The 26,423-nt window shown below is 70.9% G+C and carries 23 protein-coding genes and 1 pseudogene; 12 read left to right on the top strand and 12 right to left on the bottom strand.

Annotated elements, in window-relative coordinates:
- Nucleotides 1–115: 115 nt before the first annotated feature.
- Nucleotides 116–829: a class III extradiol dioxygenase subunit B-like domain-containing protein gene (locus AQI70_RS13805; RefSeq protein ID WP_079051288.1), complete on the bottom strand. Its 714-nt coding sequence runs from the start codon at nt 827–829 to the stop codon at nt 116–118.
- A 162-nt stretch (nt 830–991) separates the two neighbouring features.
- Nucleotides 992–2,509: a tRNA (N6-isopentenyl adenosine(37)-C2)-methylthiotransferase MiaB gene (gene miaB / locus AQI70_RS13800; RefSeq protein ID WP_208607361.1), complete on the bottom strand. Its 1,518-nt coding sequence runs from the start codon at nt 2,507–2,509 to the stop codon at nt 992–994.
- A 109-nt stretch (nt 2,510–2,618) separates the two neighbouring features.
- Between miaB and AQI70_RS13795 the strand changes: the two genes are divergently transcribed.
- Nucleotides 2,619–3,281, top strand: a complete 663-nt coding sequence (locus AQI70_RS13795; protein ID WP_062150003.1) for a protein-L-isoaspartate O-methyltransferase family protein — start codon at nt 2,619–2,621, stop codon at nt 3,279–3,281.
- Nucleotides 3,282–3,342: 61 nt separating this feature from the next.
- On the opposite strand, the gene AQI70_RS13790 is transcribed toward AQI70_RS13795, so the two are convergent.
- Nucleotides 3,343–3,744, bottom strand: coding sequence for a pyrophosphohydrolase domain-containing protein (locus AQI70_RS13790; RefSeq protein ID WP_003997376.1), 402 nt, complete (start codon nt 3,742–3,744; stop codon nt 3,343–3,345).
- A gap of 169 nt (nt 3,745–3,913) precedes the next feature.
- Here AQI70_RS13790 and AQI70_RS13785 point away from each other — a divergent pair, with 169 nt between their 5' ends.
- Nucleotides 3,914–4,909, top strand: coding sequence for a TAXI family TRAP transporter solute-binding subunit (locus AQI70_RS13785; protein ID WP_062148462.1), 996 nt, complete (start codon nt 3,914–3,916; stop codon nt 4,907–4,909).
- Between the two features lie 32 nt (nt 4,910–4,941).
- Here AQI70_RS13785 and AQI70_RS13780 read toward each other — a convergent pair whose 3' ends face one another.
- Both AQI70_RS13780 and AQI70_RS13775 read right to left on the bottom strand, forming a co-directional pair.
- Entirely contained in the window at nt 4,942–6,333 is a 1,392-nt protein-coding gene (locus AQI70_RS13780) for a sensor histidine kinase (RefSeq protein WP_062148459.1), read from the bottom strand.
- A 9-nt stretch (nt 6,334–6,342) separates the two neighbouring features.
- Complete coding sequence (locus tag AQI70_RS13775; protein WP_062148455.1) at nt 6,343–7,029, bottom strand: response regulator transcription factor; 687 nt, start codon at nt 7,027–7,029, stop codon at nt 6,343–6,345.
- A 288-nt stretch (nt 7,030–7,317) separates the two neighbouring features.
- On the opposite strand from AQI70_RS13775, the gene AQI70_RS13770 reads away from it, so the two are divergent.
- The 8 genes from AQI70_RS13770 to AQI70_RS13740 all read left to right on the top strand — a co-directional run bounded on the left by AQI70_RS13770 (nt 7,318) and on the right by AQI70_RS13740 (nt 13,876).
- The gene (locus tag AQI70_RS13770) at nt 7,318–8,094 is read left to right on the top strand and encodes an amino acid ABC transporter ATP-binding protein (protein WP_062148453.1); all 777 of its coding nucleotides are present in this window, start codon (nt 7,318–7,320) and stop codon (nt 8,092–8,094) included.
- 80 nt (nt 8,095–8,174) lie between these two features.
- Entirely contained in the window at nt 8,175–9,020 is an 846-nt protein-coding gene (locus AQI70_RS13765; RefSeq protein WP_063801587.1) for a glutamate ABC transporter substrate-binding protein, read from the top strand.
- Between the two features lie 96 nt (nt 9,021–9,116).
- Entirely contained in the window at nt 9,117–9,791 is a 675-nt protein-coding gene (locus AQI70_RS13760; RefSeq protein WP_062148445.1) for an amino acid ABC transporter permease, read from the top strand.
- Nucleotides 9,788–10,696: an amino acid ABC transporter permease gene (locus AQI70_RS13755; RefSeq protein WP_062148442.1), complete on the top strand. Its 909-nt coding sequence runs from the start codon at nt 9,788–9,790 to the stop codon at nt 10,694–10,696. The genes AQI70_RS13760 and AQI70_RS13755 overlap by 4 nt, the downstream gene beginning before the upstream one ends.
- 176 nt (nt 10,697–10,872) lie before the next feature.
- The gene (locus AQI70_RS13750; protein ID WP_062148439.1) at nt 10,873–12,516 is read left to right on the top strand and encodes an FAD-dependent monooxygenase; all 1,644 of its coding nucleotides are present in this window, start codon (nt 10,873–10,875) and stop codon (nt 12,514–12,516) included.
- 111 nt (nt 12,517–12,627) lie between these two features.
- Nucleotides 12,628–12,714, top strand: a complete 87-nt coding sequence (locus tag AQI70_RS40905; RefSeq protein WP_313960178.1) for a putative leader peptide — start codon at nt 12,628–12,630, stop codon at nt 12,712–12,714.
- Nucleotides 12,715–12,800: 86 nt separating this feature from the next.
- On the top strand, nt 12,801–13,349 hold the full coding sequence (locus AQI70_RS13745) for a cupin domain-containing protein (protein ID WP_062148436.1): 549 nt from the start codon (nt 12,801–12,803) through the stop codon (nt 13,347–13,349).
- A 110-nt stretch (nt 13,350–13,459) separates the two neighbouring features.
- Nucleotides 13,460–13,876 carry a rhodanese-like domain-containing protein gene (locus tag AQI70_RS13740; protein WP_062150000.1) on the top strand — a complete coding sequence of 139 codons (417 nt, stop codon included), beginning with the start codon at nt 13,460–13,462 and terminating at the stop codon, nt 13,874–13,876.
- A gap of 358 nt (nt 13,877–14,234) precedes the next feature.
- Here AQI70_RS13740 and recX read toward each other — a convergent pair whose 3' ends face one another.
- The 4 genes from recX to AQI70_RS13720 all read right to left on the bottom strand — a co-directional run bounded on the left by recX (nt 14,235) and on the right by AQI70_RS13720 (nt 18,273).
- Nucleotides 14,235–15,206 (bottom strand): recombination regulator RecX, encoded by a 972-nt coding sequence (recX, locus tag AQI70_RS37375; protein ID WP_079051287.1) that lies wholly within the window; start codon nt 15,204–15,206, stop codon nt 14,235–14,237.
- Nucleotides 15,207–15,210: 4 nt separating this feature from the next.
- Nucleotides 15,211–16,335 (bottom strand): recombinase RecA, encoded by a 1,125-nt coding sequence (gene recA / locus AQI70_RS13730; protein ID WP_062148430.1) that lies wholly within the window; start codon nt 16,333–16,335, stop codon nt 15,211–15,213.
- A gap of 414 nt (nt 16,336–16,749) precedes the next feature.
- The gene (locus tag AQI70_RS13725) at nt 16,750–18,018 is read right to left on the bottom strand and encodes an AI-2E family transporter (RefSeq protein WP_208607360.1); all 1,269 of its coding nucleotides are present in this window, start codon (nt 18,016–18,018) and stop codon (nt 16,750–16,752) included.
- 60 nt (nt 18,019–18,078) lie between these two features.
- Entirely contained in the window at nt 18,079–18,273 is a 195-nt protein-coding gene (locus AQI70_RS13720; protein WP_003997390.1) for a DUF3046 domain-containing protein, read from the bottom strand.
- An 80-nt stretch (nt 18,274–18,353) separates the two neighbouring features.
- On the opposite strand from AQI70_RS13720, the gene AQI70_RS13715 reads away from it, so the two are divergent.
- Nucleotides 18,354–19,298, top strand: coding sequence for a hypothetical protein (locus AQI70_RS13715; RefSeq protein WP_062148424.1), 945 nt, complete (start codon nt 18,354–18,356; stop codon nt 19,296–19,298).
- Nucleotides 19,299–19,304: 6 nt separating this feature from the next.
- Here AQI70_RS13715 and AQI70_RS13710 read toward each other — a convergent pair whose 3' ends face one another.
- The 3 genes and pseudogenes from AQI70_RS13710 to AQI70_RS13700 form a co-directional block, all read right to left on the bottom strand.
- A complete protein-coding gene (locus AQI70_RS13710) occupies nt 19,305–19,613 on the bottom strand; it encodes an AzlD domain-containing protein (RefSeq protein WP_062148421.1) in 309 nt (102 codons plus the stop codon).
- Nucleotides 19,610–20,341: an AzlC family ABC transporter permease gene (locus AQI70_RS13705; protein ID WP_062148418.1), complete on the bottom strand. Its 732-nt coding sequence runs from the start codon at nt 20,339–20,341 to the stop codon at nt 19,610–19,612. The genes AQI70_RS13710 and AQI70_RS13705 overlap by 4 nt, the downstream gene beginning before the upstream one ends.
- A pseudogene (locus AQI70_RS13700) lies at nt 20,224–21,203 on the bottom strand (AraC family transcriptional regulator); the annotation flags it as partial. The gene AQI70_RS13705 and the pseudogene AQI70_RS13700, both read right to left, overlap by 118 nt.
- A gap of 93 nt (nt 21,204–21,296) precedes the next feature.
- Here AQI70_RS13700 and AQI70_RS13695 point away from each other — a divergent pair.
- Nucleotides 21,297–26,381, top strand: a complete 5,085-nt coding sequence (locus AQI70_RS13695) for an ATP-dependent helicase (protein ID WP_062148413.1) — start codon at nt 21,297–21,299, stop codon at nt 26,379–26,381.
- The last annotated feature ends 42 nt before the right edge of the window (nt 26,382–26,423 follow it).

Raw genomic sequence — 26,423 nt, 5'->3', positions numbered from 1 at the left:
CTTGACGGCTCCCCGGCCGTCCGCCGTTTCGGGGTCGGTGTGCAAGGCGCCGGTCGGCAGAGCGATCCCCGGGCTGGCGGTCGCGGGCCGTGCAGCAACCGCGCGGCCGCCGGTTTCACGACCAGGTCGCGACCATGTACCCCACCCCGTACGGCGCGTCCTCGTACAGCAGGGCGCCCGAGAGGGTCGCGTCCTCGGCGGCGCCCGCGAGGACCTGCCAGGGCGCTCGACCCGAGGCCTTCAGGTCGCGCGCGAGCTCGACGTCCAGCGTCTTGAGGGCCGCCACGTCAGCCGCGCCCAGCGCACGCGCGACGGACGCGTCGAAGGGTGCCGCCCGCGCGTCGAGGTAGCCGGGAGCCTTGAGCGTGCGGCAGGCGCTGGCGTCGCCCATCACCAGCAGCGCCACCCGCTCGGCCCGGGCTGCGATGTCCCTCCCTGCTTGGATACACCGCTCGGGCTCCAGAGGTTCCCCCACTCCGAGTCCCTCGATCGGAGCGTCCGACCACCCGGTCCGCTCCAGCAGCCATGCGGCCACGGCGAGCGAGGAGGGAAGCGCGCGCTGCGGCCGGGCGCCCCGCTCCGCGCCCAGTCGTACGTCGATGTCCACGCCGAACCCCCGGAACGAGCCCGGCGTGCCTTCCGCGTACGTCCCGCGCCCGCTCTCCTCGGCGGGGCCGACGATCACCAGAAGGTCGGGCCGGGCGGCGGCGAGGACGCCGAGCGCGTCCGTGCAGGCGGCACGCGCGGCGTCCAGCTCGGGTGCGGCGCCCGCAGCGACCTGGGGCACCAGGAGGGGCGGGCAGGGGCAGACTGCGGCGGCGACAAGCATGATCGGCAGCCTACTGCGGCGCCCCGGACGGGCCGGGACGGCTTCCTCGGGTCACGGGGCGTCCGTGCTCCACACGCGTTCCGCTGCTCCACACGCGTTCCGCTGCTCCCCACTCGCTACGCGAGCGAGTACCGCAGGCGGTACGTGCCCCTCACGGTTCGGTCAGTCGACGGCACAGCCCCCGGTGACCACCGGCAGCGGCTCGGGCACGCCCACCTTGGGCAGGCCGAGCAGGACGCCCGCCGGCTTGGCCTGCTCCGCGGCGTTGCGCTTCTCCCAGGCGTCCCCCGCGCGCGTGCGGCGCACGTTCAGGACGGGGCCCTCGGCGAGGAGGTGGTGCGGGGCGGCGTACGTGACCTCGACGGTCACCACGTCGCCGGGACGGACCTCCTGCTCCGGCTTGGTGAAGTGGACCAGGCGGTTGTCGGGGGCGCGGCCGGAGAGACGGTGCGTGGCGTCGTCCTTGCGGCCCTCGCCCTCGGCGACCATCAGCTCAAGCGTGCGGCCGACCTGCTTCTTGTTCTCCTCCCAGGAGATCTCCTCCTGAAGGGCGACGAGACGCTCGTAGCGCGCCTGGACGACCTCCTTGGGGATCTGGTTCTCCATGGTCGCGGCGGGGGTGCCGGGGCGCTTGGAGTACTGGAAGGTGAAGGCCTGGGCGAAACGGGCCTCGCGGACGACGTGCAGGGTCTGCTCGAAGTCCTCCTCGGTCTCGCCGGGGAAGCCCACGATGATGTCCGTGGTGATCGCGGCGTGCGGGATGGCGGCCCGGACCTTCTCGATGATCCGGAGGTAGCGCTCCTGGCGGTAGGAGCGGCGCATCGCCTTCAGGACCGTGTCCGAGCCGGACTGGAGCGGCATGTGCAGCTGCGGCATCACGTTCGGCGTCTCGGCCATGGCCGCGATCACGTCGTCCGTGAAGTCGCGGGGGTGCGGCGAGGTGAAGCGGACGCGCTCCAGACCCTCGATCTTTCCGCAGGCGCGCAGCAGCTTGCTGAACGCCTCGCGGTCGCCGATGTCGGAGCCGTACGCGTTGACGTTCTGGCCGAGCAGCGTGATCTCGGAGACGCCCTCGGCGACGAGGGCCTCGACCTCGGCGAGGATGTCGCCGGGGCGGCGGTCCTTCTCCTTGCCGCGCAGGGCCGGGACGATACAGAAGGTGCAGGTGTTGTTGCAGCCGACGGAGATCGACACCCAGGCCGCGTAGGCGCTCTCACGGCGGGTCGGCAGCGTCGAGGGGAACGCCTCCAGCGACTCGGCGATCTCGACCTGCGCCTCTTCCTGCACGCGCGCGCGTTCCAGCAGGACGGGCAGCTTGCCGATGTTGTGCGTGCCGAAGACGACGTCCACCCAGGGCGCCCGCTTCACGATGGTGTCGCGGTCCTTCTGCGCGAGGCAGCCGCCGACCGCGATCTGCATCCCGGGCCGCCTGGCCTTCTTCGGGGCGAGGTGGCCGAGGTTGCCGTACAGCTTGTTGTCGGCGTTCTCCCGGACCGCGCAGGTGTTGAAGACGACGACGTCCGCGTCACCGTCGGAGCCCTCGGGGGCGCGGACGTAACCGGCCTCTTCGAGGAGGCCGGACAAGCGTTCGGAGTCGTGGACGTTCATCTGGCACCCGTAGGTGCGTACTTCGTAGGTCTTGACGCCCACTGCCTGGCTCCGGTCGCTGATGCTGGTCACCCTGTAAGCCTAAGGCAGCGTCCGGGAAGCCCCCGCACTCGGACGACGGGTCCGCCCGGGCGGCTCGTGACGGCCGCGGCGCCTAGCCTGGCGGTGTGGGGTGACCGCCATGAAGTCGAAGCCCGTGGGACCCGAGGATCTCGTACGGACGCTCAGGACCGCCGGGATCCGGGACGAACGGCTGCTCGACGCCGTGCGGACGACGCCCCGGGCGCGATTCGTCCCGGCCGAGCAGGCGTACGCCGCCTACCTCGACGTGCCCTTCGCCATCGGACAGGGGCAGGTCACCACACAGCCGTCCCTGTCGGCCGCGATGATCGAAAGTCTCGGTCTGCAAGGCAGTGAGCACGTCCTCGAGGTCGGGACCGGTCTCGGCTTCCAGACCGCGCTGCTCGCCCGCATGGCAGCCGACGTGGTCAGCATCGAGCTGCGGCCGGACCTCGCCGCGCGGGCCCGCGACCATCTCGCCCGGCAGGGCGTACGGAACGTGGACCTGCGCGTCGGCGACGGCAGCGGCGGCGTGCCCGACCGTGCCCCGTACGACGCGGTCGTGGTGTCGGCCGCGTTCCTCGAGGTGCCCGCGCCACTGGTCGCACAGCTGCGCCCGGCGGGCCGCCTGGTGCAGCCGATCGGGCCGGGCGGGGACGAGCAGGTCGTGTGCTTCGAGCGCACCGCGTCGGGGCTGAAGCGGGTACGGGTGCTGACCTCGGCCCGCTTCGTCCGGCTGCAGGGGCGGTACGGCTTCCCGTGGGCGGAGGCGGACACTTCCTGAGCCGCAGCTGCCCTCTGCCGCTGTTGCCGCCCCTGTGCCGCTGTCACCGCGGGTGCGGCTGTTATCCCCGGCCGGCCCATCCCTGGCGCCGCAGTACACCGGTCACGTCCGGTGCCTCGTAGTGCTCGCCCTTGAGGACCTTGCCGTCCTCGCGGCGGGCGACCTCGCCGTCGGGGCCCAGCTTGGTCATGTTGGAGCGGTGGATCTCGGCCAGTACGGCGTCGAGGTCGATGCCGTGCACCAGGGCCGTGCCGTACGCGACGTAGACGACGTCCGCCAGCTCGTGCGCGAGCCGGTCCAGCGGACCGCTGACGGACACCTCGGCGACCTCCGCGGCCTCCTCGGCGAGCAGTTCTCCACGGTGGGCGGCGAGTTCCGGCGAGACCTCGGTCGGTGTACTGCGGGCGTCGAGCCCGAAGGCGCGGTGGAATTCACGGACCAGGTCGGCGGGCGAAGAACTCATGCGCCGACTGTAACGGCCGGGTCCGACAGTCCTCCGGGCCCGCCGGCCCCGCCTCCTGCCCCACTCCCCTGTGCCCTACGCCCTCTGCCCTCTGCCCTCTGCCCTCTGCCCTGGTCACTGTGACCTCTGCCCTGGTCAGCACCGCGTACCGGCTGGCAGGATCTCGGCCATGTCCAAGGCACTCACCCGCATCAGCCGACGCCGGGCCCTGCAGGGCGGGGCCGCCGGGTTCGTCGCCTTCGGGTTGCTGCTGTGGTGGCTGCTGCCCCTGGGTGAGGAGCCGCCGAGCGGGACGATCACGTTCAGCACGGGCACGCGCGCGGGGGTCTATCAGGAGTACGGCAAGCTCCTGCGCGACGAACTCGCCAAGGACATGCCGAACCTGAAGGTGAAGCTGCTGACGAGCGACGGTTCCCAGGAGAACGTCGAGCGCGTGGCGACCGGCCAGGCCGACTTCACGATCGCCGCCGCCGACGCGGTGGACACGTTCAAGATCGACGGCAGGACCGTCACCGACCGGCTGCGCGGTGTCGCCCGCCTGTACGACGACTATGTGCAGCTCGTCGTCCCGCCGGACTCGGACATCCGCTCCGTCGCGGACCTGAAGGGCAAACGGGTGGCCATAGGGCGGCCCAACTCGGGTGTGCGGTTGATCGCCACCCGGGTGCTGGAGGCCGCCGGCATCGACCCGGAGAAGGACATCACGCCCCGGTCGGACGGCATCGACACCGGTCCGAAGCGGCTCGGCAAGGAGCTCGACGCGTTCTTCTGGTCGAGCGGGGTGCCGACGGACGGTCTGGACGACATCGCCGAGACGTCCTCCTTCCGGTTCGTGCCGATCGACGCCCGCCTTGTCGCCGCCGTGCACGCCCAGAGCGACGCGGCTCATTTCTACCGGGCGACGAACATGCCGGAGTCGGCCTACCCCTCCGTGCAGAACGGGGACACCGTGCCGACGATCGCCGTGTCCAACCTGCTGATCACCCGCGAGAACATGGACCCCAGACTCACCGAATGGATCACCCGCACGGTGATCAAGAGCCGCGACGGCATCGGCCGCCATGTCCACTCCGCCCAGTTCGTCGACCTGCGCACGGCGATCTACACCGATCCCCTGGCCCTGCACCAGGGCGCCCAGCGCTACTACCAGTCGGTCAAGCCCTGACCACGGCTCGGCGCGGCCGTGGGAGAGGACCGCTACGCCTCCGGCCCGGACCTCGGCACCGTCACCGTCACCCGCAGGCCATGCGGCTCATGATGGCCGTAGGAGATGGAGCCCCCGCCCGCCGCGAGCAGCGCCCGTGAGATCGACAGCCCCAGGCCCGAGCCCTTGATGTTCTGGTGCCGTCCGCTGCGCCAGAAGCGGTCGCCGATGCGCGCGAGTTCCTCGTCGGTGAGGCCGGGACCGTGGTCGGTCACCACGATCGTCGACGTACTGCCGTTGGATGTGACGGTGACCTCGACGCGCTCGTCCTGCGGTGTGAACTTGACCGCGTTGTCGATCACCGCGTCCAGCGCGCTGGACAGTGCGACCGGGTCGGCCCAGGCGGTGGTGGGCGGGCAGTCCCCCACCAGCCGTACGCCCTTGGCCTCGGCGGTCGGCGACCAGGCCGCGACGCGTTCGGCGGCCAGCGCGCCGATGTCGGTGAGCCGGAGGTCGGCCTCGGTGTGCTCGGCCAGGGCCAGGTCGAGCAGGTCGTCGAGGACCTGCGCCAGGCGCTTGCCCTCGGCCTGCACCGAGGCGATCTCCTCGTTGCCCTCGGGGAGCTCGAAGGCGAGCAGTTCGATGCGCAGCAGCAGTGCCGCCAGGGGATTGCGCAGTTGATGGGAGGCGTCGGCGACGAAGGCGCGCTGCTGTTCCAGGACGTCCTCGACGTTGTCCGCCATCTCGTTGAACGACCGGGCCAACCGCCTGAGTTCCGGCGGACCGCTGGCCACCGCGACCCGGGACTTCAGCCGGCCGGTGGCAATGTCGTGGGTCGAGGCGTCCAGCACCCGCACCGGTCTGAGCACCCAGCCCGTCAGCCGCAGCGCCGCCCCGACAGCCACCAGCATCGCGGCGGTCAGACCCGCGCCGATGATCAGCCAGCCGTGGAGGATCCGCGAGCGCATCTGCCCGGTGGGCGAGTCGGTGACCACGACCGCGACGACATCACCGTCCCGGATGACCGGCGAGGCGATGACGAGGCGGTTGCGCTGCCAGGGCCACACCTGCTTGGGGTCGTGGCTGCGCCGGCTGAGCAGCGACTCCTCGAAGGCCTCGCGCACCTCGCCCTGCTGGGGCAGGAACCAGGTCGCCGGCGCGTTGGCCATGGGCGTGCCGCCGGGGAGGAAGACACCGGCCCGAATGCCGTAGACGTCGTAGTAGGTCGCGAACTCCCGGTTCAGGGTGCGCTCTTCGTCGCGGGTGCCGTCGGGGTCGTTGGCGGCGAACTGCGCGATGGCCGCGAAGTACGCCGTGTCGTCGATCCGGTCGACGACCACCTTCTGCTGCTGGGCCGCGGCGAGGCTGACGGCGAGCGGTACACCGAGTGCGAGCAGCACGGCCGCCATCAGAACGATGAGCAGCGGGAGGAGACGAGTGCGCACCCTTGCTCGCTACGCGGCCGGGGCGACGAGCCGGTAGCCGACTCCGCGTACGGTCTCGATCAGCGCCGGCATCCGCAGCTTGGCGCGCAGGGACGCCACATGCACCTCAAGCGTGCGCCCGGTCCCCTCCCAACTCGTGCGCCACACCTCGCTGATGATCTGCTCCCGGCGGAAGACCACCCCGGGGCGCTGCGCGAGCAGGGCCAGGAGATCGAACTCCTTGCGGGTCAGCTGGATCACCGAACCGTCCACACTGACCTGGCGGGTGGCCAGTTCGATGTGCACCGGCCCCAGGCGCAGCGCGCCGTCGCCGCCGGTCCCGGCGTCCTCCTGCACGGTGCGCCGGCTGACCGCGTGGATCCGGGCGAGCAGTTCTCCGGTGTCGTACGGCTTCACCACATAGTCGTCGGCCCCGAGGTTGAGGCCGTGGATGCGGGAGCGGACGTCGGAGCGCGCGGTGACCATGATCACCGGGGTGCTGGTGCGCTTGCGGATCTTGCCGCAGACCTCGTAGCCGTCCTGGTCGGGCAGGCCCAGGTCGAGGAGGACGACGCCGAAGCCGTTGCCCTCGGGGACGAGCGCCTGGAGGGCCTCCTCGCCGCTGCGCGCGTGCGTGACGTCGAAACCGTGTCGCGCCAGGACCGCGGACAGCGCGGCGGCGACATGGTTGTCGTCCTCGACGAGGAGCAGTCTCACCCCGGCCTCCTTCGGTTCATCGGCCGTACGATTCAGGTAGGTAGACAGTGCGTGCACGCGCGCGCGTGCACCATGGCAGTCACGCTGATGGACGAGGACGCCGTCAAGGGGGTTCCGGTTGCTCGGGGCTTCCGTTATGCAGCCGGTACGCGTCCAGGTCACAAGTGCTACGACACGTGTCCGATTGCTATCGGATCGTGATGCTCAGATTCCCCTCAGAACTAATGACGCAGGTCGGATACGGTTACTACTGTCCTCCGAAACCGAGGAGGACGGAGCCTGAGAGCGATGACCGAAGTATCGGTGGCCAAGGAAGACAGGGCCGCGACCGGTGAGCTGGTCGTCCTGAAGAATGTCAACAAGCACTTCGGCGCGTTGCACGTACTCCAGGACATCGATCTGACGATCGCCCGCGGCGAGGTCGTCGTGGTCATCGGACCCTCCGGGTCCGGGAAGTCCACCCTGTGCCGCACCATCAACCGCCTCGAGACGATCGACTCCGGCACGATCGCCATCGACGGCAAGCCGCTGCCCCAGGAAGGCAAGGAACTGGCCCGGCTGCGCGCCGACGTCGGGATGGTCTTCCAGTCCTTCAACCTTTTCGCGCACAAGACCGTGCTCGAGAACGTGATGCTGGGCCAGATCAAGGTCCGTAAGGCGGACAAGAAGAAGGCCGAGGAGAAGGCCCGCGCCCTGCTCGACCGGGTGGGCGTGGCCAGCCAGGCGGACAAGTACCCCGCACAGCTCTCCGGTGGCCAGCAGCAGCGTGTGGCCATCGCCCGGGCGTTGGCCATGGACCCCAAGGTCATGCTCTTCGACGAGCCGACGTCGGCTCTCGACCCGGAGATGATCAACGAGGTCCTGGAGGTCATGCAGCAGCTCGCCCGCGACGGCATGACCATGATCGTCGTCACCCACGAGATGGGCTTCGCCCGTTCGGCCGCCAACCGGGTGGTGTTCATGGCGGACGGCAAGATCGTCGAAGAAGCTGTGCCGGACCAGTTCTTCAGCAACCCGCGCAGCGACCGCGCGAAGGACTTCCTGTCCAAGATCCTGCACCACTGACGGACTGCTTCACACACCCGACGACCTGCGTCACCCGCCCCTGACGGCACGCATCTCTTCATCAGCAAAGGATGTTCACCATGAAGCTCCGCAAGGTCTCCGCCGCGGCCGCCGCTGCACTCGTTCTCTCCATCACTGCCACCGCGTGTGGTGGCGGGAACGGTGACAACGAGGGTGGTTCGGGTTCCGGTGGCGGTGACAAGATCAAGATCGGTATCAAGTACGACCAGCCTGGTCTGGGCCTGAAGGAGCCCGACGGTTCCTTCTCCGGCTTCGACGTGGACGTGGCGACGTACGTGGCGAAGGAGCTCGGCTACGACGCCGACCAGATCGAGTTCGTCGAGACCAAGACCCCGGACCGTGAGAACGCGCTGAAGCGCGGCGACGTGAAGTTCATCGCCGCCACCTACTCGATCACCGACGAGCGCAAGAAGTCGGTCGACTTCGCCGGTCCCTACCTGCTGGCCCACCAGGACCTGCTGGTCACGACGGACTCGGACATCACCGAGGCCACCGACCTCAACGGCAAGAACCTGTGCTCGGTGACCGGCTCCACCTCGGCCCAGAACGTCAGGGACGACTTCGCTCCGAAGGCCAACCTGGCGGAGAAGAGTGGCTACTCGGAGTGCCTCGCCGCTCTGCAGAACGGCACTGTGGATGCCCTGACCACGGACGACTCGATCCTGGCCGGCTACGCCGCGCAGGAGCAGTACAAGGGCAAGTTCAAGCTCGCCGGCCTCAAGCTGAGCAACGAGAACTACGGCATCGGTGTACAGAAGGGCGACACGGAGACCCTCAACAAGATCAACGCCGCCCTCGAGAAGATGGTCAAGGAGAAGGCCTGGGACAAGGCCGTCCAGGACAACTTCGGTCCGGCCAACTACAAGAACGAGCCCGCGCCGAAGATCGGCGTCATCGTCAAGTAGCGCAAGGATCCACCGGCGCGCCGCCGTCCACCGCGATCAGGGCGGCGGCGCGTCGCGCTATCCACGTACGCCACCCACCCGGAAGCGCGGGAGATCGTGTTCGACTTCATTTCAGACTATGACAACCCCACACTGTGGGGTGCCTTCTGGATGACGGTGAAACTCACCGTCGTCTCCGGCCTCGGCTCCCTGATCTGGGGCACCCTCCTGGCCGCGATGCGGGTCAGCCCGGTCCCGCTCATGCGTGGATTCGGCACGGCCTATGTGAATATCGTCCGGAACATCCCCCTGACGGTCATCATCATCTTCACGTCGCTCGGCCTCGCCGACATCTTCGGCGTGACGATGGGCGCCACTGACTTCAAGGTCCAGGGCTTCCGCCTGGCGATCCTCGGTTTCGTCGCCTACACCGCGGCCTTCGTCTGCGAGGCGATCCGTTCCGGCATCAACACCGTGCCGATGGGCCAGGCCGAGGCAGCCCGTGCCATCGGGCTGACGTTCACTCAGACCCTCCGGCTCATCATCCTGCCGCAGGCCTTCCGCTCGGTCATCGGCCCGCTGGCCAACGTGTTGATCGCCCTGACCAAGAACACCACGGTGGCGGCCGCGATCGGCGTGGCCGAGGCCGCCTACCTGATGAAGGAAATGATCGAGAACGAGGCTCAGACGCTGCTCATCGGCGCGGTCTTCGCCTTCGGTTTCGTGGTACTGACCCTGCCCACCGGCCTCATCCTCGGCTGGCTGAGCAAGCGACTGGCGGTGAAGCGATGACCTCCGTTCTCTACGACGCTCCGGGGCCCCGCGCCAAGCGGCGCAATGTGCTCATCTCGGTGGTCTTCTTCGCCCTGCTCGCTCTGCTCGCATGGTTCGTCTGGGACGCCATGGACGAAAAGGGCCAGCTGGAGTGGGCCCTGTGGAAACCGTTCACCGAGTCGGATGCCTGGACGACGTATCTGCTGCCAGGTCTCGGCGACACGCTGACGGCCGCAGCACTGGCGATGGTGATCGCCCTTCCGCTGGGCGCTTTCTTCGGTATCTCGCGCCTGTCCGACCACGTGTGGGTACGGCTTCCGGCTGCCTGGGTGGTCGAGTTCTTCAGGGCGATCCCGGTCCTGCTGCTGATGCTGTTCGCCAACGAGTTCTACGACCGCTGGACGAACGTCAGCAGTGAACAGCGGCCCCTCTACGCGGTTGTCACCGGACTGGTGCTCTACAACGCCTCCGTCCTGGCCGAGGTCGTACGGGCCGGCATCCTCGCCCTGCCCAAGGGGCAGACGGAGGCCGCCAAGGCGATCGGCCTGCGCAAGGGCCAGACGATGTCCAGCATCCTGCTGCCGCAGGCCGTCACCGCGATGCTGCCGGCCATCGTCAGCCAGCTGGTGGTCATCGTGAAGGACACCGCGCTGGGCGGCGTGATGATCGGGTTCACCGAGCTGCTCAACTCGCGTGGCACCCTGGCGGCCAACTACGCCAACCCCGTCCCCAGCTTCGTCGTGGTGGCGATCCTCTTCATCGTGCTGAACTTCATCCTCACCAGCTTCGCGAGCTGGCTGGAGAAGAGGCTGCGGCGCAGCAAGAGGAGCACGGGTGCGGTTCTCAGCGCCGAGGACATGGAGGAGCTGAACCCGGCGGCGACGGGTGGCACCTACGGGACCGGTGCCGGAGGAACGATCTGACCACTGGTCACATCGCTTGAGCCGAGGGAGGGCAGTGGCATGATCGCCACTGCCCTCCGTCACTTGACGCAAGCACCGGCAATGGGTTGCATACATTCTGTGATCGTGCACCCTGCTCCAACTTTCTGTTCACTTGCGTCCCTCGGGACACCACTGCGGGCAGGGGGCGCCGCGCCGTGGACCCGGTGATCATCGTCGGAGCGGGGCCCGTCGGGCTTACGCTCGCCCTGGCGCTGGCCCGTCAGGAGGTGCCGTGCGTCGTCCTCGACGAGGGACCCGGCAAGGACGAACCCCGCCTCGCGCGCACCGTCGTTCTGCGCGAGGACACCACCGCCCTCATGGAACGACTGACGGGTGTGCCGCTCGCCGAGGCGGGGGCCCGTTGGGCCGGATGGCGGTCCATGCGGCGCAAGCAGGTGATGCGCGAGGTCACATTCGGCGACGCCGCCGAAGGGCCCGAAGGCGTCAGGAACCCCTCCCCCCTGCACATCGCCCAGCACGTACTGACCAACGCCCTGCGCACGGCCCTCGCCGACAAACCGCTCGTCAAGGTCGCCGTGGACAGCCGCCTGGACGCCATCGAGCAGGAGCCCTCGGGCGTCACCGCGCACACCCGGGGCTCTAAGGGCACCTGGTGGCGCGGCAGTTACCTGGTCGGCTGCGACGGCCCGCGCTCGACCGTGCGCAAGCTCCAGGACATCCGCTTCCCGGGCCGTACGGCGGTGGAGCGACACGCCGTGGCCGCGCTGCGGGCGGAACTTCCGTTGGACGGCAAGGCGTTGCTCCATCGGATGCCGCCGTGGCGGACGTCCGGACCTTCGGGCGGGGAGGTCACGGCGCGTCCGCTCCCGGAGGGGGTGTGGCGCCTCGACTGGCTGCTGCCTCCGGGCAAGGACCTGGTCACGCCCGAGATGCTGGTGGCTCGCGTCCGGGAGACCCTCGCCGGCTGGACCGGCGGGGCGACGCCGCCGTACGAACTCCTGGACACCGGGGTCCACACGGTCCACCACCGGCTGGCCCGCCGCTGGCGGGTGGGCCGCGTCCTTCTCGCCGGGGACGCGGCGCACTGCCTCGGCGCGCTCGGCACGCACGGGCTCGACGAGGGCCTGCGGGACGCCGACAACCTCGCCTGGAAGCTGGCGGCCGCCTGGCACCACGGGCCACGCGATGCGCTGCTCGACAGCTACCAGACGGAGCGGCGCGCGGCCGTCGCCGCGCGGCTGCGCGCCGCCGACCAGGCGCTGCCGCTGCTGCGCGGCGGCGGAGGGCTGCGCGCGGTCGTCCCCGGCTCCGCCCGGGGCCATGACGCGCTGCTGACGGACGGCCACTTGGGGCACGGAGTGATCGGTGCGCCGGGGGCGTACGCCGACTCGCCGCTCGCGCCCCCCCATCTGGAGGGCGAGGTCCCGGTGGACACGCCCCGGGGTGCGCCGGTCATCGATGTGCGGGTCACGGCGGAGGACGGCTCGTTCGTACAGCTGCGGGACCGGCTCGGGCGCGGCGCGCTGCTGGTCGTACTGATCGCGCCGGGCACGGGCGTGTGGGACCGCAAGCACTGGGCGACCGCCGGGATCATGCCCCGGCTGGCGGCCGCGGTGACGGCGCTGCCGTATCCGGCCGAACTGCTGGTCGCGGAGAGCTATCCGGGGGCGGCGGCGCATTCGGTCCTGCTGGTGCGGCCCGACGGTCACCTGGTGACGGCGTTGAGCGGGGTGCGGCCCGCCGATCTGTACACGGCGGCGGAGGCGGCGTTGGGCGGGCCGGTCAAGGCGGCGGCCGGGGCGGCGGCAGAGGCAGGGGCTGCGGCCGGGTCGCGCTGATGCCGCCGTACGGAAGTGGCACTCGCCTGGGAGTAGTACTCACCGTCACCGTGTGGTCCGCATCATGACGGTGAGTTGACCGGTCCGCACCGGCGTGGTGTACTCCGGATCGTGACCGACACCTGTGTGCGCCTGTGGCGGAGGGTCCATATGGACCTCGTCCGCTATGCGGGCTGCGTGTGTCGCCCGTCCTGCTGAACTCGCATCCCTTTTTCCTCCCCGCGCGCCACTCGGTCGTCTGTGGCATCGCGCGCTCTTGCGAACTCTCTTACAGGACGGTGCACGTGTCTGTATCCCCTGCCGCCGTTGCCGCTTCTCAGCCGGTCGCTGCACCGGCTTCCACGCCTACGCAGGCGGACCTCCTCGACTTCGTACGGCGTACGGCCGCCGACGCGGAGTTGATCGCCTCGCTTCCGCTCGACCCGGAGGGCCGTACCTGGGTACGGCTCGAGGGGCCCGGGGGCAGCGAGGCCTGGTTGATCGGCTGGCCGCCCGGGACGGGCACCGGCTGGCACGACCACGCCGACTCGGTCGGGGCCTTCGTGACGGCGGCCGGTGAGCTCAAGGAGAACTCGCTCGCCGTCCGGCTGCCCAGCGACGGCTGGAAGACGCTGGAACTGACGGACGACGTGGACCGGGAACGCCGCCTTCCGGCCGGAAGAGGCCGCTCCTTCGGCCGTCACCATGTGCACGAGGTCCTCAACGAGTCGCCCGACCGGCATGCGATCTCCGTTCACGCCTACTACCCGCCCCTGCCGCAGATCCGCCGCTTCAGCCGTAGCGGCCCGGTCCTGCGCCTGGAGCAGGTGGAGCGCCCGGAGGACTGGCAGTGAGTGGGGCTGCAAGCGGGCCTGCGGGGCATGGCTTGGGTGAACCGCCGGTCATCAAGGGTGAGTTGAAGACGAGCGGCGGTGTGAGCGCGCCGGCGGCGGGCAGGGGCGGGCTGAAGAAGGGCGTGGGTGGCGTGGCGAAACGGCCCGTCGGCATAGATGAGCTGCTGGAGCGGGTGCGTGCGGGCTACGAGCGGGTAGAGCCGCGGGAGGCGTACGAGGCCGCCCGGGCCGGCGACGCCCTGCTGGTGGACATCCGGTACGCGGCTTTGCGCGAGCGGGACGGTCTGATCCCCGGCGCCCTCGTCGTCGAACGCAACGAACTCGAGTGGCGGCTCGATCCGCAGGGCAGCCATCGCTCCCCCGAGGCCACCAGCCATGACCTGCGGGTCGTGGTGATCTGCAACGAGGGATACGCGTCGAGCCTGGCGGTCGAGTCCCTACGGCGGCTGGGGCTGCGCCGGGCGACCGACCTCGCCGGGGGGTTCCAGGCGTGGCGGGCGGCGGGGCTTCCGGTGGCATCCGAGTGACAGCGCGGGGGCGGACGGAGGCTCAGAGGCTGGCGTGAGGGGAGGAGGGCGGGACGGTGTCCTGCCCTGGGCCATGCGATCCCGGCCCTGTGCCACACGGTCCCAGCCCTGTGCCGCACGATCCCGGCACTGTGTCACACGATCCAGCCCTGTGCCGCACGATCCCGGCCCCGACGCGATGGGCGCCCCCGCGCGTCCACCGTGCCCGGAGCCGGAACCCGCGATCGCGGACCTTGGCTTACCGCTCCCAGGCCACCCTCACTCGGCCGTTCCCAAGCCCATCCCAATTCGGCCGCCCCAGGCCCTCTCCCGGGACCAGCCCCCCCGTCCACCGGGACCAGACCCCCGTCCACCGAGATCAGACCCCCTCGTCCCCGAGGAACTCCGTGTCCTCCCCCTCCTCCTCCAAGGCCTGTCGAACCACCCGCAGCGCCATCCCCTCGGGATAGCCCTTGCGGGCGAGCATGCCCGCGAGGCGGCGCAGGCGTTTGTCGCGGTCGAGGCCGCGTGTGGAGCGCAGCTTGCGGGCGACGAGCTCGCGGGCGGTCGCCTCTTCCTGCTCGGAGTCGAGCTGGCCGACGGCCGCGTCGATCAGCGTGGAGTCGACGCCCTTGGTCCGCAGTTCCTGGGCAAGCGCACGTCGGGCCAGCCCCCGGCCATGGTGCCGGGACTCCACCCAGGCGTCCGCGAACGCACTGTCGTTGATGAGGCCGACCTCCTCGAACCGCGACAGAACCTCCTCGGCGGCGTCGTCCGGGATCTCCCGCTTGCGCAGGGCGTCCGCGAGTTGCTTCCGCGTGCGCGGGGTCCCGGTGAGCAGGCGCAGACAGATCGCCCGTGCCTGCTCCACCGGGTCCCCTGGGGGCGCCCCCGTCTCGGCCCTCGACGAGGAAGAGGCACCTCCGTCCTCACCGGACGACCCTGCGCGGCTGCGCCGACGACGCCCACGCGAGCCGCGCGAGCCGCCAGAGTCGTCCGAGCCCCGAGCCCCGCCGCGGCTGCGACGGGAGCCGCCGCCGGGCGCACCGGCGCCATGCGCCGAGCCGCCCTCCGGCCACGCCTCGCCATCCACCGCGCCTTCGCCCGGCTCACCGCCGTACGCCCGGCCCGACTCGCTGCCGTCCGCCAGGCCCCCGTAGCCGTACATCCCGTACGGCTCGTTCGTGCCGTACGGCACCGTGCTGTCGTTCCCCCCGTCCCTGTCATGGGCCGTGCCCCCCGCACAGGCGTATCCGCCCGTCCCGGAGGAGCCCCCGTCGCCGCCTCTCGCCCGCTCACGCGGAGCGTCCGGGTAGGCGGCGTACTCGGCCCAGTCCGTTCGCCGTGTCACGGATTCAGCTCTTGGCTGCCGCGGCCTTGGTCTTGGCAGCCTTCGCCGCCGGAGCAGGCGCCGTCTTCGCGGCGTCGTCCGGGGTGGCGGAGACCGCGGCGTCCGCGCCCGGCTCGGCAGCCGGCTCTTCCGGCCGCACGCCGACGCCCAGCTTCTCCTTGATCTTCTTCTCGATCTCGTTGGCCAGGTCGGGGTTGTCCTTCAGGAAGTTGCGCGCGTTCTCCTTGCCCTGACCCAGCTGGTCGCCCTCGTACGTGTACCAGGCGCCGGCCTTGCGGACGAAGCCGTGCTCCACGCCCATGTCGATCAGGCCGCCCTCGCGGCTGATGCCCTGGCCGTAGAGGATGTCGAACTCGGCCTGCTTGAAGGGCGGCGCGACCTTGTTCTTGACGACCTTGCAGCGGGTGCGGTTGCCGACCGCCTCGGTGCCGTCCTTCAGGGTCTCGATACGACGGATGTCGATACGCACCGAGGCGTAGAACTTCAGCGCCCGGCCACCGGTCGTGGTCTCCGGCGAACCGAACATCACGCCGATCTTCTCGCGGAGCTGGTTGATGAAGATCGCGGTGGTCTTGGACTGGTTGAGCGCGCTGGTGATCTTCCGCAGGGCCTGGCTCATCAGACGCGCCTGCAGACCGACGTGGCTGTCGCCCATCTCGCCCTCGATCTCCGCGCGCGGGACGAGCGCCGCGACGGAGTCGATGACGATGAGGTCGAGAGCCCCGGAGCGGACCAGCATGTCCACGATCTCCAGGGCCTGCTCGCCGTTGTCGGGCTGGGACAGGATCAGGTTGTCGATGTCGACGCCGAGCTTCTTCGCGTACTCGGGGTCGAGGGCGTGCTCCGCGTCCACGAAGGCGACCTGGCCGCCCGCCTTCTGGGCGTTCGCCACCGCGTGCAGGGTCAGGGTCGTCTTACCGGAGGACTCCGGGCCGTAGATCTCCACGACACGGCCGCGCGGCAGACCGCCCACGCCCAGGGCCACGTCGAGAGCGGTCGAGCCGGTCGAGATGACCTCGATGGGCTCCTTCGACCGCTCGCCCATGCGCATGACCGCGCCCTTGCCGAACTGCCGTTCAATCTGTGCGAGCGCGGCGTCGAGCGCCTTCTCGCGGTCGGTTCCTGCCATGGGTTCCACCCGGTTTGCTTGAGTCGATCGCTTCACGTCAAAGACGCTAACGCCTGCCACTGACAATGCGCCCCGACGCCTGTCCGGCCTGTGGATAACTCGGGCACTTCTCCATCGAAACCGGGGTGAAATGACCGCCGAGCGCCTCGCCGGAGCCTCCATAAGAATGGATGTTCGATTTTCGTGTCAAGCGCGCAGCCCGACACCTCCGAGGGCCGCCGACTCAACGGCGCCCAGGACCCGACTCGACACCTCCGAGGCCCTCCGACTCCACACCTCCGGGGCCCACCGCTCGACACCTCCGAGGCTATGTTCGCGGCCCGGCAGCGCTCCGGATTCCCGCCCGGTCCCTGTGATGGCGGCACGGGCCGGACGGCGGCGGGCCGGCGCGACGCGCGATCCGCGCAGCTCGGCTCAGGTGGAGTTCTCCCCGGAACTCCGCGTGTCTGCCGGGTGCTGCGCCGGCCGTCGCGCCCACAGCTCACGCGCGCGGGCGAACAGACCGGCCCCCGGTCGCCGGCCCCGGTGCCCGTGGACGCGGGGGTCGTCCGTGACGTCGTACCGCTTCACATAGGCCCCCAGGAACGCCTGCAGCGTGGCGACCGCCGGGATGGCGATCAGCGCGCCCACCGCACCGAGCAGGGCGGTGCCCGCGACGACCGAACCGAAGGCGACCGCGGGGTGGATGTCGACGGTCTTCGAGGTCAGCTTGGGCTGCAGCACATAGTTCTCGAACTGCTGGTAGACCACGACGAAGATCAGCACCCACAGCGTGAACCAGGGGTCGACCGTGAAGGCGATCAGCATGGGCAGGGCGCCGGCGAGATACGTGCCGATCGTGGGGATGAACTGCGAGACCAGGCCGACCCACACGGCGAGGACGGGCGCGTACGGCACGTCCAGGCTCTCCAGCAGGATGTAGTGGGCTATGCCGGAGATGAGCGCCATCAGGCCGCGCGAGTACAGGTAGCCGCCGGTCTTGATGACGGCGATCTCCCACGCGCGCAGCACTTCGGCCTGCTTGGCGGGCGGCAGTACGGAGCACAGCGCGCGGCGCAGTCGTGGGCCGTCCGCGGCGAAGTAGAACGAGAACAGGGTGATCGTCAGCAACTGGAAGAGACCGCCGAGGACCTGGGCGGACACGGCCAGGACGCCGGTGGCGCTGTTCTGCACGTAGTTGCGCAGCCAGTCGCTGCGTAGCAGGCCCTCCTGGACGTCCACGCGTCGCAGTTCGGTGTTGAAGTGCGTGTTGATCCAGTTGATGACGGAGTCGAGATAGTTCGGGAATTCCTCGACGATCTTGATGATCTGGCCCGCGAGCATGGACCCCATCAGCGTCACGAACCCGGCGGACACGATGATCACGGCGAGGAAGACGACGGCCGTGGCCAGACCCCGGCGCATGCCGCGCGAGGCCATCCAGCTCACCGCGGGCTCGATGGCCAGGGCCAGGAAGAACGCGATGAGGATGTTGATCAACAGCCCGGTGAGCTGGTGAAAGGCCCAGCTGCCCAGCTGGAAGACACCGACGAGCGCCAGCGCGAGGACCATGGCGCGCGGCAGCCAGCGCGGCATGCGGGCGTCCGACCCGGCGGCGCCCTCACTCGGCGGCGGGTCGGGCGGCGTCGTGCCGAACGGGGATCCGTGCCGGGCGTGCTGCCCGGTGTCATCAGTGCGTGCCACGGTGCAAGTCTCGCCCACGCCACCGACAGTCGGCTGCCGTCCTGCGGTCTTCGTGATCGGTCAGCGCTTCTCCCCCGGAACGTTCATGACGGCGCAGACCACACGCCACACGTCCTTGGCGTCCCAGCCGGCGTCCAGCGCCTGGTGCACCGTGCGCTCGCCGAGCTCCGACATCACGTGGTCGCGCGCGAAGGTGTCGGCGTATCCCGGACCGAAGTGGTCCGCCATCCGCTGCCAGAAGACCGTCAACCGCATGCGTCCAGTATCCCGCCCCTGAGGGTGGGCCTGGGCCGGGACCGCTTGCCGAGACCGCTTTCCGTCCTACGGTCTGACGCATGGCCGAAACAGGAGCTTCCCCACTCCCCCCGACGCCCCCGGCGCACTCGCCGCTCTTCCGCGCGGAGCAGTTCGTCTGGCTCACCGCGCGCGTGCTCGAACAGCGCCTCTTCGCGTACCACTTCCTGAACGGCGCCGCCGATCCGGTGGAGACCGCGCTGGACGCCTACCGCAACGAGGACGGCGGATACGGCCACGCCCTGGAGCCAGATCTGCGCGGCCCGGTCAGCCAGCCGCTGCACACCGGTCACGCACTCCGCATCCTCGACGCCATCGAACGCGTCGCCGGACAGCGAGTGGATCGCGTATGCCGCTACCTCACGTCGGTCTCCACTCCGGACGGTGCTCTCCCGGCGATCCACCCCAGCCAGCGCGGCTACCCCGCTGCCCCCTTCATCCCGATCGTGGACGACCCGCCCAGCGCACTCCTGGCCACTGGGCCGGTGGTCGGTCTGCTGCACCGCAACGAGGTGTGGCACGCCTGGCTGTTCCGGGCCACGGACTTCTGCTGGCAGGCGGTCGAGTCCCTGGAGAAGTCCCATCCGTACGAGATCGAGGCCGCCGTGGCCTTCCTGGACTCCGCTCCCGACCGCCCGCGCGCGGAAGCGGCCGCCGACCACCTCGGCCGTCTGGTCCGGGAACACGGCTTGGCGGCACTCGAGCCGGACAACCTCGACGCGTACGCGGTCTCCCCCGGTTATGCCCCCGGCGAGCACCACTTCCCGCACGACTACGCGAGGACACCGCGCTCCCTCGCGCGCGCGTGGTTCACCGACGACGAGATGAGCCGCTCCCTGGACCACCTCGCGGGCGAGCAGCAGGAGGACGGCGGCTGGCCGATCCGGTGGCGCCAGTGGGCGCCGGGCGTCGCCCTGGAAGCACGCCCCATGGTGACGATCGAGGCGCTGCGCACCCTCCGGGCATACGGCCGCCGCATCGGCTGACCCGCCTCACCCGCCCAGGGCCCGCACCCCCGCCGTCACCACCACGGCCGCCGCGACGACGAGCAGGAACGGGGCCCGCAGCACCAGCGCCACACCAGCCGCAGCCAGCCCGGCCACCCTCGCGTCCAGCATGAGCGCACGCCCGTCACCGAACGTCTGCTGAGCTGTGAGGGCGGCAAGCAGGGCGACGGGCAGCAGGGCGGCGAGACGCCGGACAAGAGGCCTCTCCAGAGCCCCCGCGGGCACGAGCAGCCCGACGAGCTTGACGGCGTAACAGCCGAGAGCGGTGACGCCGACAGCGATCCAAATGCTCACTGCTCCCCCTCCCTCGCGTCTCCCCCACGCCGACCTTCCGCCCACAGCACGACCGGCGCCGCGAGGGCGGCCACGAGAACCGGCACACCGGCCGGCAGCGCCGGCAACAGCCCCACTCCCAGCAGCACGGCGAGAGCGGCGGCAGCACGCTCGGTCGTGGACCGCAGCATCGGCGCGAGCAACGCCAGGAACACCGCGGGCCCAGCAGCGTCCAGCCCCCAGGCATCGGTGTCACCGATGGCCTCGGCCCCCAGCGCGCCGAGCAGGGTGGTGAGATTCCACAGCACATACAGACTGAGCCCAGTCACCAGGAACCCGATCCGCGCGCTGCGCCGCGTCGGCTGCGCCAGCGCGATGGCCGCTGTCTCATCGATCACCCACTGGGCGGCGAACGGCCGCACCGCGCGCGTGAGGCTCAGCAACTGCGACAGCCGCAGCCCGTAGAAGGCGTTGCGTACCCCCAGGAAGAAGGCACCCGCGGCAGCCGTCAACGGGCTTCCGCCGGCCGCCAGCGCCCCCACGAGCGCGAACTGGGACGCCCCCGTGAACACCAGCAGACTGAGCGCACAGGTCTGCCCGAGCGTGAGCCCACTGCCTGCCGAAGTCACCCCGAAGGCGAACCCGGACAGCCCGACGACGACTCCGACTCCCAGGGCGTCTCGTACGACAACCGCGTCGGGCTTGTCTCCGTCGGCACGGAGTTCTGCGAGAGCTCTCTGTTCTGCCACGCCGGTGACGCTAGGAGAGCCACTCGCGCGCGTCTTGTACGTTCTTGCGCTCCCGCTGATAGGCCCCCGGAGGAACGCCGACGATCCGCGTGAAGTGCCGATGCAGATGCGGCTGATCGGTGAACCCCACGACAACCGCCGCCTCCGCCGGCGAGACACCCTCGTCCAGCAGCCGCCGGGCCCGCCGTACCCGCGCATCGGTCAACCAGGCATGCGGCGGCATCCCGTACAGATCACGAAACGCCCGCAGCAGGGCGAACGGACCCGGACCGAGATCGGAAGCCAGCTTCTCCAGACTCGGCGGCTCGGCCATCCGCTCTTCCAGCACCTCACGCGCGCGTACCGCGACCCGAGCCCCCGCCGTCCGCACCTGCCGCTGCGGCAGAGCCCCACCGTTCAACCGCAGCAGCCGGGTCACGGCAACCCGGAGCATCGTGTCGGCAGCCAGCGCGTTGCCCTCGTCCGCGGCCCGCAGCACCTGATGCACCAGCCCCACCGCATACGGATCATCGAGTACGGGACTCACGAATCCCGGCGTCCCCCGAATCGCCGTGGTCTCGGCCGCGATCCCGGCCACCACCTCCGGCGACGGATAAACGGCCCCGTACCGCCACCCCTCGGGCACCCCCGCCCGCCCGGTGTGCGACGTATCCGGATTGACCAGCGCAAGGGCACCGGCCCCCGCGTACTGATCAGCACCCCGGTGGTGAAAGACCTCCACACCATCAGCGATGGCGGCGATCACAAAGTGCTCATGGGTATGGCGTACGAACGTCTTCCGTATGTACCGGGCCCGCAGCAGATCAACTCCGGGCAACTCGGCGTACCGCCAGTGCCGCGCCCGCTCGCCCGAACCTGCCATGAGCCCATTCTCCGCGACACCGAACCAACCCCAACCGTGAAGACGTTTGCCCAGCTCAGCCCCATTGTCAGTCCCCGGGTGCAGGATGGACGCATGGTCAGCGACGCACACCGAGCCCTCAACGGCTTCTCCCCCGCAACCCGCGGCTGGTTCGCGGGCGCGTTCTCCGCGCCCACCGCAGCCCAGGCCGGCGCGTGGCAGGCCATCCACGAGGGCTCGGACGTGCTGGTGGTCGCCCCGACCGGCTCCGGCAAAACCCTGGCCGCCTTCCTCGCCGCCCTGGACCAGCTCGCCTCCACACCACCCCCGGCCGACCCCAAGAAGCGCTGCCGCGTCCTCTACGTCTCCCCCCTCAAGGCCCTGGCCGTCGACGTGGAGCGCAACCTCCGCAGCCCCCTGACCGGCATCCGCCAGGAAGCCGTACGCCTCGGCCTGCCCGAACCAGAAGTAAAGGTGGGCATCCGCTCGGGCGACACCCCCGCCGCCGAGCGCCGCGCCCTGTCGACCCGTCCCCCGGACATCCTGATCACCACTCCCGAGTCCCTCTTCCTGATGCTGACGTCGGCCACCCGCGACGCCCTGACCGGCATCGAGACGGTGATCCTCGACGAGGTCCACGCGGTGGCGGGCACCAAGCGCGGCGCCCATCTCGCCCTCTCCCTGGAGCGCCTGGACGAGCTCCTGCCGAAGCCGGCCCGCCGCATCGGCCTCTCCGCGACCGTCCGCCCGGTCGACGAGGTGGCCCGCTATCTCTCCCCCCGCCGCAAGGTGGAGATCGTCCAGCCGAAGTCGGGCAAGGAGTTCGACCTCTCGGTCGTGGTTCCTGTCGAAGACCTCGGCGAGCTCGGTGGCTCCCCGGTGGCCGACGGCAGCGAGGGCGCGGAACGTCCCTCGATCTGGCCGCACGTCGAGGAGCGGATCACCGACCTCGTTCAGGCGCACCGCTCCACCATCGTCTTCGCCAACTCCCGCCGCCTCGCGGAGCGCCTCTGCAACCGTCTCAACGAGATCGCCTACGAACGGGCCACCGGCGAAACCCTGGACGAGCATCATGCCCCGGCCCAGCTCATGGGCGGCTCGGGCGCCGCCCAGGGCGCACCCCCGGTCATCGCCCGCGCCCACCACGGCTCCGTCTCCAAGGAACAGCGCGCCCTGGTCGAGGAGGACCTCAAGGCGGGCCGCCTGCCCGCGGTGGTGGCCACGTCCAGCCTCGAACTGGGCATCGACATGGGCGCGGTGGACCTGGTGGTCCAGGTCGAGTCCCCACCCTCGGTCGCCTCCGGCCTCCAACGCGTCGGCCGCGCGGGACACCAGGTCGGCGCCGTCTCCACCGGCGTGGTCTTCCCGAAGTACCGTGGCGACCTCGTCCAGGCAGCGGTGGTCACCGAGCGCATGCGCACCGGCGCGATCGAGTCCCTCAAGGTCCCCGCCAACCCCTTGGACGTGCTGGCCCAGCAGATCGTCGCGATGACGGCGATGGACACCTGGCAGCTCGACGACCTCCTCACCACCGTCCGCCGAGCCGCCCCCTTCGCCTCGCTCCCCGAGTCCGCCTTCACCGCGGTCCTCGACATGCTCGCCGGCCGCTACCCGTCCGACGCCTTCGCCGAGCTTCGCCCACGCGTGGTCTGGGACCGAGTCGCCGGCACGATCACCGGCCGCCCCGGCGCACAGCGCCTGGCCGTCACCTCCGGCGGCACGATCCCCGACCGCGGGCTCTTCGGAGTCTTCCTCGCCGGTGCGGACCCCAAGAAGGGCGGCGGCAGGGTCGGCGAGCTCGACGAGGAGATGGTCTACGAGTCCCGCGTCGGGGACGTCTTCACGCTCGGCACCAGCTCCTGGCGCATCGAGGACATCACCCGCGACCGCGTCCTGGTCTCCCCCGCCCCGGGCGTCCCCGGCCGCCTGCCCTTCTGGAAGGGCGACCAGCTCGGCCGCCCCCTCGAACTCGGCCGGGCGGTGGGCGCGTTCCTGCGCGAGGTCGGCTCCCTGCCCAAGGAGGACGCCCGTCTGCGCCTCCTCGCCGCGGGCCTGGACGCCTGGGCGGCCGACAACGTCCTCTCCTACCTGGACGAACAGCGCGAGGCCTGCGGCCATGTCCCGGACGACCGCACGATCGTCGTCGAGCGCTTCCGCGACGAACTCGGCGACTGGCGGGTCGTCGTGCACTCCCCCTTCGGCGCCCAGGTGCACGCCCCCTGGGCTCTTGCCCTCGGCGCGAAGCTCTCCGAGCGGTACGGCATGGACGCGCAGGTCATGCACGCCGACGACGGCATCGTGCTGCGCCTGCCCGACGCCGACCTCATGGGCCTGGACCTCCTGGACCAGGAACCGGCGAAGGCCGGCACGGAGTACGACGCCGACCAGGCGCCCGTCGGAGCGGCGGACGTCGTCTTCGACAAGGGCGACGTCGACCAGGTCGTCACCGACCAGGTCGGCGGCTCGGCCCTGTTCGCGTCCCGGTTCCGCGAGTGCGCCGCCCGCGCGCTGCTGCTGCCGCGCCGCAACCCCGGCAAGCGCACCCCCTTGTGGCAGCAGCGCCAGCGCGCCGCCCAACTGCTCCAGGTGGCCAGCGAGTTCGGCTCGTTCCCGATCGTCCTGGAAGCGGTCCGCGAATGCCTGCAGGACGTGTTCGACGTCCCCGGGCTCGTCGAGCTCATGGGCGACCTGGAGGCCCGCAAGGTACGCCTCGTCGAGGTCACCACGCCCGAGCCGTCCCCCTTCGCCCGCTCCCTCCTCTTCGGGTACGTCGCCCAGTTCCTGTACGAGGGAGACTCACCGCTCGCCGAGCGCCGCGCCGCCGCCCTGTCGCTGGACTCGCGGCTGCTGGCCGAGCTGCTCGGCCAGGCGGAGCTGCGGGAGCTGCTCGACGCCGAGGTACTGACCGAGCTGGAACAGGAACTCCAGTGGCTCACCGAGGACCGCCGCGTCAAGGACACCGAAGGCGTCGCGGACGTCCTGCGCCTCCTCGGCCCGCTCACGGACGCCGAGCTGGCCGAGCGGGGCGCCGAGCCGCACTGGGCCCAGGAGCTGGCCGCCGCCCGCCGCGCCATCAAGGTCCGCATCGCCGGCACCGACCACTGGGCGGCGATCGAGGACGCGGGCCGCCTGCGTGACGCGCTCGGCACAGCCCTGCCGGTCGGCGTCCCCGAAGCGTTCACCGAGCCGGTCAAGGACCCGCTCGGCGACCTCCTCGCGCGCTATGCCCGCACCCACGGCCCGTTCACGTCGGCGACGGCGGCGGCCCGCTTCGGCCTCGGCGTGGCGATCACGGACGGCGCCCTCCAGCGGCTGGCGGCGAGCGGGAGGGTCGTACAGGGCGAGTTCCACCCGGCGGGCATCGGCCAGGAGTGGTGTGACGCGGCGGTTCTGCGCCGCCTCCGCCGCCGCTCCCTCGCCGCCCTGCGGCACGAACTGGAGCCGGTGTCGCCGGCCGCGCTCGCGCAGTTCCTGCCGCAGTGGCAGCACATCGGCAAGGGCCATGGACTGCGTGGCATCGACGGGCTGGTGCGCGCCATCGAGCAGTTGCAGGGGGCGTCCGTGCCCGCGTCCGCCCTGGAGAAGCTCGTCCTGCCGTCCCGCGTCATGAACTACACCCCCGCGATGCTCGACGAGCTCACCGCCGCCGGCGAGGTCGTCTGGGCCGGAGCGGGCTCGCTGCCCGGCAAGGACGGCTGGGTCTCCCTGTACATGGCGGACGCGGCCCCCCTGCTCCTTCCGCAACCCCACCCCTTGGAGCTGACGGCACTGCACCGGTCCGTCCTGGACGCCCTGTCCGGCGGCTACGGCCTGTTCTTCCGGCAGATCGCCGACCAGGTCCGCGCCACCACCCACCCCGACGCCACCGACCCCCAACTCGCCGACGCCCTCTGGGAGCTGGCCTGGTCGGGCCGCCTGACGAACGACACGCTCGCACCCATGCGTTCCCTGCTGGGCTCGGGCCGCACCGCGGGATCCACGGCCCACCGCGCCAAGCGCACCGTCCCACGCGGACGCTACGGCGCACTCACGTCCACCGCGCGCCCCGCCTCCCGCACCGGCCCCCCGACCGTCGCCGGCCGCTGGTCCCTGCTCCCGGCACACGAACCCGACCCCACCGTGCGCGCCCACGCCCTGGCCCGCACACTCCTCGACCGGCACGGCGTGGTGACCCGGGGAGCGGTCACCGCGGAGGGCGTCGAGGGCGGCTTCTCGGCGACGTACCGCATCCTGTCGGTCTTCGAGGAGAGCGGCCAGGCGCGGCGCGGCTATGTGGTCGAGGGGCTCGGCGCCGCCCAGTTCGCCATGGACGGCGCGGTGGACCGCCTCCGCGCGGTGTCCAACGCCCGCGACCGCGGCGACGGCCTGCCCGGCCCGGACACCTCCGGCCCCTTTACCGACCCGGCCACCTCCGGCACCTTCACCAGCCCGTCCACCTCCGGAACCTCCACCGGCCCGGCCACCTCCGGAACCTTCACCGACCCGGCCACCTCCGACACCCTCCCCGGCCCTGACGGCTCCGGCACGGGCAGCCGCTTCGGCGCCCCCGAGGGCTTCCCCGCCCGCGACTCGGACCAGGGCAGCACCCCGTCCCACGACGTCCTCGGCAGCACTCCCGCCTACGACATCCCCGACCTCGACCACGACTTCCTGGACGCCCACCTCGGACCGGGCGACTACGTCTCACCGCGCGACCGCGCCCCCCGGGGCAGCCCCCGGACCCCACAGAACCCCACGTGGCGCAACGGCGGAACACCGTACGGATCCGGCCCCGGCTTCGCCTCCCTCCGCAGCCGCTCCGCCGCCGACACCCGCGCGGTCGTCCTCGCCGCCGCCGACCCGGCGAACGCGTACGGCGCCGCCCTAGCCTGGCCCGAGCCGCCCACCGGCGCCGGGCACAAGCCGGGCCGCAAGGCGGGCTCCCTCGTGGTGCTCGTCGACGGCGAGCTGACCCTCTACATGGAGCGAGGCGGCAAGACCCTGCTGGCCTGGCCCTCGGCCCCGGACACCGAGCCCACCGACGACCCCCGCCTGCACACCGCGGCGGAGGCCCTGGCCGCGGCGGCCCGCGCGGGCTCCCTCGGCACGGTCACGGTCGAGCGTGTGAACGGCGCCTCGGCCCTGACCTCCCCCATAGGCACCCTCCTGGAAGGAGCAGGCTTCATCGCGACGCCCCGAGGCCTACGCCTGCGCGCCTGATCCGAACCGCCACCCGGCCGGCCCCCGTGCCACCCTTGACCC

Source organism: Streptomyces curacoi, assembly GCF_001513975.1.
Classification (GTDB): domain Bacteria; phylum Actinomycetota; class Actinomycetes; order Streptomycetales; family Streptomycetaceae; genus Streptomyces; species Streptomyces curacoi.
The sequence above is the reverse complement of the archived record's forward strand: the minus strand, read 5'-3'. Positions and strand labels throughout refer to the sequence as shown.